Below are 5,433 nucleotides of genomic sequence, written 5' to 3'. Positions count from 1 at the left end.
AGGGGACACCCCTTAACCCCGAAAAAAAATTTTCAATTTTTTTTTAAAAACACTTGTCAATGGGACTTTACATCGTGGCTATTTTTCACTTTTCAGTAAAAAATATTAGTCGATCAGATGGTCGAAGTGCTGTTGCGTGTGCTGCATATAGATCAGGGGAAAAATTGAAAGATGAACGCTATGGAAAAGAGCAGGATTACACGAAGAAAACAGGCATAGAATTTAAAAATATCTATGCGCCTGAAAACACCAAAAAAGAATTATTAGATCGGGAAACGCTTTGGAATACGGTCGAAACCATTGAAACTAGAAAAAACTCTCAATTATCAAGAGAATTTGAAGTTGCATTTCCTTGTGAATTAAACCAAGAACAACGAGAGAAGATGCTCAATGAGCTATGCGGAAAAATTGTAGAACGTCATAAGGTCGTTGTTGATGCAGTCATTCATGCCCCACATACCGCAGGCGGAAGTGATGACCGCAACTATCACGCCCACATCATGCTCACTACACGCAGCATTAACCAACAAGGCGACCTTGATAAAAAAACGAGAGAATTTAACGACAACGGCAAACAAGAAGTCGAACACTGGAGACAACAGTTTGCGGAACTCTGCAATCAATTTCTTGAACAGGTTGGCAGCCATGAGCGTGTCGATCACCGCAGCTACAAAGAGCAAGGTTTAGATTTAGAAGCCACACAGCATGAGGGTTCTACAATTACCCAACTTCGCAGACAGGGCAAGGACACTGAAATCAGTTTAAGTAACGATGCGATTAAGGCTAGAAATACAGAACGCCAATTAATTAAAGGACTTGAGCAAGAAATTTTAGCCACAGAACGCCTTGTTCATGACTTGGAACAGACCAGGGAAAATTTAGACCAGGAACAACGCCAAAAAGAAAAAGACCAGGAACAACGTTCCCCTGAAGAATTAACCAAAATTGCATATAGCGTTATTTCGCAATATAACGACGCTATAGCCACAGAAGCGAAAAACATAGCGTCATCTATCCAAAAAACAGAAATCGAGCAAATAAACGCTGTTTTGGAGCAAATAGAGCTATCTAAAAGCGATATTAAACACCAAAAAGAAGAACTAGGAAAAAGACCCCTGTTTTTTGGCGGAAAATGGGATACAGCAAATGCTGAAATTCAGAAGCAGTTGAACCAGCTGGAAGAACAAGAACGAGAATTGAGGAATAACTCCCCTCGATTTGAGCCTGAACGCTATACAGATCGGGCAAAACTGACTGTAAACAAGGCTAATCCAAACCTAAAAGCTAAATATGACCGAGCAAGAAATTATCTTGAGCGAGAACAACAACGGAAGTTAGCCGAACAGGAAAAACGAAAACAAGAAGCCAAAGCCATACAAGAACAAGAAAAACAGGCATTTTTTGCACGTAAAGCCTTGCGTGAACAAGGTAAGCATGAAGAAGCCAACAAGATGCTTGAAGCCGAAAAGCGGAATAGACCACGTTCAAGATAGGTATATCTATGGTGCAAAATATATGATTTTGCACCATAGATATACCTATTCTTTTTGGTGTTTATTAAAATTATCTAAACAATACATGGTTTTACAGAGCGAGTGTCTACGAGCGAACTAGCAATATTCGACCCTCGACCCTCTGAAAAACCGCTTTTAAATGACTTGAACCCTAGAAAATCTATATTTTCATGTTGAAATCTGCACCTAGACCGAGCGAAGCGAGCATAAAGCCTTATGAGCGAAGCGAATTCATAGTTGCTTTTGCTTTTAGATTTCACAAACAGGATTAACCGAAAAATTGCCCCTCGAAGCGAGCTTGCGAGCTTCAATAAAGTACGAGCTTTAGCGAGTACATAGGGCAATTTTGACCCCTCCCCTCTTTTTTAATTTTTTTATTTTTTTTAATTTTTAGGGTGACTGAAATCCTTATATAGCAATGGTTTCAGACTTTATATAGCAACGTTTATCTTGCAATATAGCAACGTTTATCTTGCAATATAGCAACGTTTATCTTGCAATATAGCAACGTTTATCTTGCATATTACAACATTGTTATATAATGTTGCTATAACAACAAAATTCGAATAAGTTGCTATGTATGAAAAAAGACCTAGTCGTTAAGGATAATGCGCTGATCAATGCCAGTTATAATTTAGACCTTGCAGAACAACGCCTAATCCTTTTAGCAATACTGGAGGCGAGGGAGTCTAATATCCCTAGTGACCGTGATTTAACTATCCATGCAGAAAGCTACATTAACCATTTCAATGTCCATAGAAACACCGCCTACAAAGTCTTAAAGGATGCTTGCAAAAACTTGTTTGAGCGTCGCTTTAGTTACCAAAAATTAACGGCTAAAGGCAATCTTGAGAATGTTATGAGCCGATGGGTACAGCGTGTGTCCTATGTTGAAAATGAAGCCCTTGTCCGTATCAGGTTTTCAGATGATGTTGTGCCACTGATCACCAACCTAGAGAAGCATTTCACCAGTTATGAACTGGAGCAGGTAAGTAGCCTAACGAGTGCCTATGCCATACGTTTATATGAACTACTAATTGCATGGCGTAGCACTGGGAAAGTATCAATGCTTGAAACTAAGGAATTGAGGTCAAGACTTGGTGTATTGGACACAGAGCATCAACGGATGGAATCGTTTAAAAGACGAGTATTAGAGCCTGCTATTCAACAAATTAACGACCATACCGACATTAAGGCAGAATACGAGCAACATAAGCGAGGACGTTCAATCATTGGGTTTTCATTCAGCTTTAAACAGAAATCCAAGCCTAAAACAATCAACCATGAACGAGATCCAAGCACGGTTGATATGTTCTGCAACTTGTCAGACAGTCAGATAAATACTTATAGCTCAGTATTGTCTAAAGTCCACAGTATCAGCGACCTAGCAGGGAATAAGGACTATCAAGCATTTGCAATATGGATTGCCAATATTTTACGTGACCCGTCCAGTGTGCGAGAAGAAACGGCAAAACGCATATTCAAGGCATTGCGAACAGAAACAGATTTTAAAGGTTAAATGGGAGTATTACTAATGACTGATTTATCAAAACTAAGTGAAACCGAGCTATTAGCTATCTGGAATAAAGATAATTTTGGACTGAAAGGTCAACTATACAAACTAGAACAAGAGTACATCGAAGCCAAAGAAATATTGGATAACCGGCAGAATAAAGACCACCCACTTTATGAACGTCATCAAAGTTGTGTGGATGGTCTTATTACAAGGATTGAGCGTATAAAACAACAACTAAACAAATGCGAATAATCAGAAAAAATCTGTCTCGCCCTATGAGATAGTGTTTTCATCCTGATTGCTTTTAGATCGTTTTGACCGTAGCTCGTTTGCTTTATTCATCATCGAGCCAGCCATACGTCCACCAGTCGTAGAACCACTTAAACGACTACCAAGGTCACTTTTTAAAGCAGAACTCATATTCATGGCCATATTACCAGCCATAAAACCAGCTTTACCCATTGCACTCGATGGGCCTGTGCCAGTTGCTTGAGCCGTTTTAAGCTGTTCACTTGCCAACGCTCCAGCGCCTTTTGTAGCCATAGACGCACCAGCTGCACCAGCAGCAGCGCCAGCTGTCGCAGCAGCCACAGCACGTAGGGCAGAAGTTAAAGCAGCACCACTTCCAATAGATGAACCGTTAATCACACCTTGGAGCATATCAGGCACAATTTTGGTTAATGCCAGCAGTACCACACTACAGCCAATCATACCGACCAAACTTACATTGTCTTCAACATTAAAGCCCGTAGCCCACTCTTGGATAAAAGTAAGTCCAAGACCTGCAATCAATTGTAAGATAAATATTTTTGCACCGACTGAAACAGCATATTGAATAGTTTTCAAGGCATAGTCTTTCGTCCATTGCGAACCTGCAAACCCCATCATTAAGACACTAGCTGACACCACGATATACATTTCAACCAACGCCAAAACCAAGAACGCACAAATCAAGGCAAATGCAATCATGATAATGATTGAAGCAATCAGCATCCCCAATGAATCAATAGGCGACCAAGCACTTACCGAGTTTAAAATCTCTTGGACGATCTTCCAGCCGTTCACAAAAAAATCTGAGGGTGTAAGCAGACTGTAGCCACTGGCGGTAGATGCAGCCTGCCTGAAGCTATTTACAATCGCTTCAGCGAACGTTGCTGAGTTCATCAAAAGCCATGACATAAAGCCAGAATCAAAAAATTATTATGTGATCAGATTTCTTTTCTGCTCAAACTGCTCTTCAATTTTTGAACTCAAAAAATTGACAATAGGCTGCAAAGCATAATGCTCCTCTTGCCAATTTTGTTTGCCGATTTCCCCTCTATATTCCTGTATAAGTCGCTGCAATACGAATTTCTGCTCATCAGAAAGCTGAGACATAACCCATCGTGCAGCATTGTCTTTTGAAGCAATATCCTTCATCACTAAACTAAAATAGATCCGGCATAAAGCTAAAATCTGGTTTCTTTCATCTGCATCCTCATCCCAATGCGCTACAATTTCGGGATAAGTGTCAGACATTGCTTGCCATAGTTCTTGATCAGAAATTTCAGGTGCCCATTGGTTTAAAGCTGGCCCAAATAAAACTGTATGATGAGATCTCGCTTTTCTAAGCAATATACTAATATCTGGGTCTTTCTGTGAGCTCAATATTCCACCTTCTTTAAGCTCTTCACGCAGCCATTCACCAAATTGCATTTCATAACTTAAAGGATAAATTCCAGACTGAATCTCATCTTTTAATAAAATAGTAACTTCTAATGGCCTTTGTAATTCCCCAACAGGCTGTGAAATTTTTAGTAATTCTTGTGCAAGCTGCTCACGTAAAGCAGAAGTTAATGGTTGAGTGACCACGACCAGTACATCAAGATCACTTTCTGGCCCTAAACCACCGTCAACAGCTGAACCATAAAGATAAATTGCAAATAATGATTCCGCTAAAAGCTGCTGTAATTTTTCTTGTAGATATTCTAACTGAATTAAATCAGGCATCACTCACTCCTTTAATGGAAGATTAAATAATTCTCTATCTCGATTTTCGGTTAAGTATTTATCGAGTTGAGCCATTAACTTTTCATGAGCAACAGTGTCATTTTCGACGATTTTTAACATACAAGAGCCGATTAAAATCTTACGTCTTGTATCATTCTTTCGTTCTAACTCTTTTTGCTTAGAACGTTCACGAGCTACAGCAGCTTGTTTTTGAGCTTTTAACTGTTTTAACCGCTCTTGTTGCTTAGAAATTTGTTGTTCCAATGACTCAATTTTCATCTTTAACATACCTTTCAAATAGAGGAAATCCCCCTAAATCATAAGCGCACTTGAACATTGCTTTCAAGTTGCTATATGATTGTTGTGGGTTTTCCCGAAGGGCGCACTTTCCCAAACTAAAGTTTGGAGTGCGTA

At 39.6% G+C, this 5,433-nt stretch carries 6 protein-coding genes; 3 read left to right on the top strand and 3 right to left on the bottom strand.

The features are described 5' to 3' along the window. The first annotated feature begins 74 nt into the window (after positions 1–74). The 3 genes from mobQ to CDG60_RS00135 all read left to right on the top strand — a co-directional run bounded on the left by mobQ (position 75) and on the right by CDG60_RS00135 (position 3,282). Positions 75–1,493, top strand: coding sequence for a MobQ family relaxase (gene mobQ, locus CDG60_RS00145; protein WP_065996350.1), 1,419 nt, complete (start codon positions 75–77; stop codon positions 1,491–1,493). Positions 1,494–2,094: 601 nt separating this feature from the next. Beyond that, positions 2,095–3,033, top strand: a complete 939-nt coding sequence (repM, locus tag CDG60_RS00140) for a replication initiation protein RepM (protein ID WP_065996348.1) — start codon at positions 2,095–2,097, stop codon at positions 3,031–3,033. Between the two features lie 15 nt (positions 3,034–3,048). Next, the gene (locus CDG60_RS00135) at positions 3,049–3,282 is read left to right on the top strand and encodes a hypothetical protein (RefSeq protein WP_087514467.1); all 234 of its coding nucleotides are present in this window, start codon (positions 3,049–3,051) and stop codon (positions 3,280–3,282) included. 21 nt (positions 3,283–3,303) lie between these two features. On the opposite strand, the gene trbL is transcribed toward CDG60_RS00135, so the two are convergent. The 3 genes from trbL to CDG60_RS00120 are packed head-to-tail and all read right to left on the bottom strand — an operon-like array spanning position 3,304 to position 5,298. Beyond that, positions 3,304–4,209 (bottom strand): P-type conjugative transfer protein TrbL, encoded by a 906-nt coding sequence (gene trbL / locus CDG60_RS00130; protein WP_204832353.1) that lies wholly within the window; start codon positions 4,207–4,209, stop codon positions 3,304–3,306. A gap of 21 nt (positions 4,210–4,230) precedes the next feature. Then, positions 4,231–5,019, bottom strand: a complete 789-nt coding sequence (ant(3'')-IIa, locus tag CDG60_RS00125) for an aminoglycoside nucleotidyltransferase ANT(3'')-IIa (RefSeq protein ID WP_005071978.1) — start codon at positions 5,017–5,019, stop codon at positions 4,231–4,233. A 3-nt stretch (positions 5,020–5,022) separates the two neighbouring features. After that, positions 5,023–5,298, bottom strand: coding sequence for a DUF8583 domain-containing protein (locus CDG60_RS00120; protein ID WP_004919011.1), 276 nt, complete (start codon positions 5,296–5,298; stop codon positions 5,023–5,025). Positions 5,299–5,433: the final 135 nt, after the last annotated feature.

This window comes from Acinetobacter chinensis (genome assembly GCF_002165375.2).
Classification (GTDB): domain Bacteria; phylum Pseudomonadota; class Gammaproteobacteria; order Pseudomonadales; family Moraxellaceae; genus Acinetobacter; species Acinetobacter chinensis.
Note: the sequence above shows the minus strand (reverse complement) of the source record. Positions and strands in the feature narration are given on the sequence as shown.

Coding starts and splice junctions, on each gene's coding strand:
- repM (WP_065996348.1), top strand. CDS start 2,095: ATGAAAAAAGACCTAGTCGTTAAGGATAATGCGCTGATCAATGCCAGT.
- CDG60_RS00135 (WP_087514467.1), top strand. CDS start 3,049: ATGACTGATTTATCAAAACTAAGTGAAACCGAGCTATTAGCTATCTGG.
- trbL (WP_204832353.1), bottom strand. CDS start 4,209: ATGTCATGGCTTTTGATGAACTCAGCAACGTTCGCTGAAGCGATTGTA.
- CDG60_RS00120 (WP_004919011.1), bottom strand. CDS start 5,298: ATGAAAATTGAGTCATTGGAACAACAAATTTCTAAGCAACAAGAGCGG.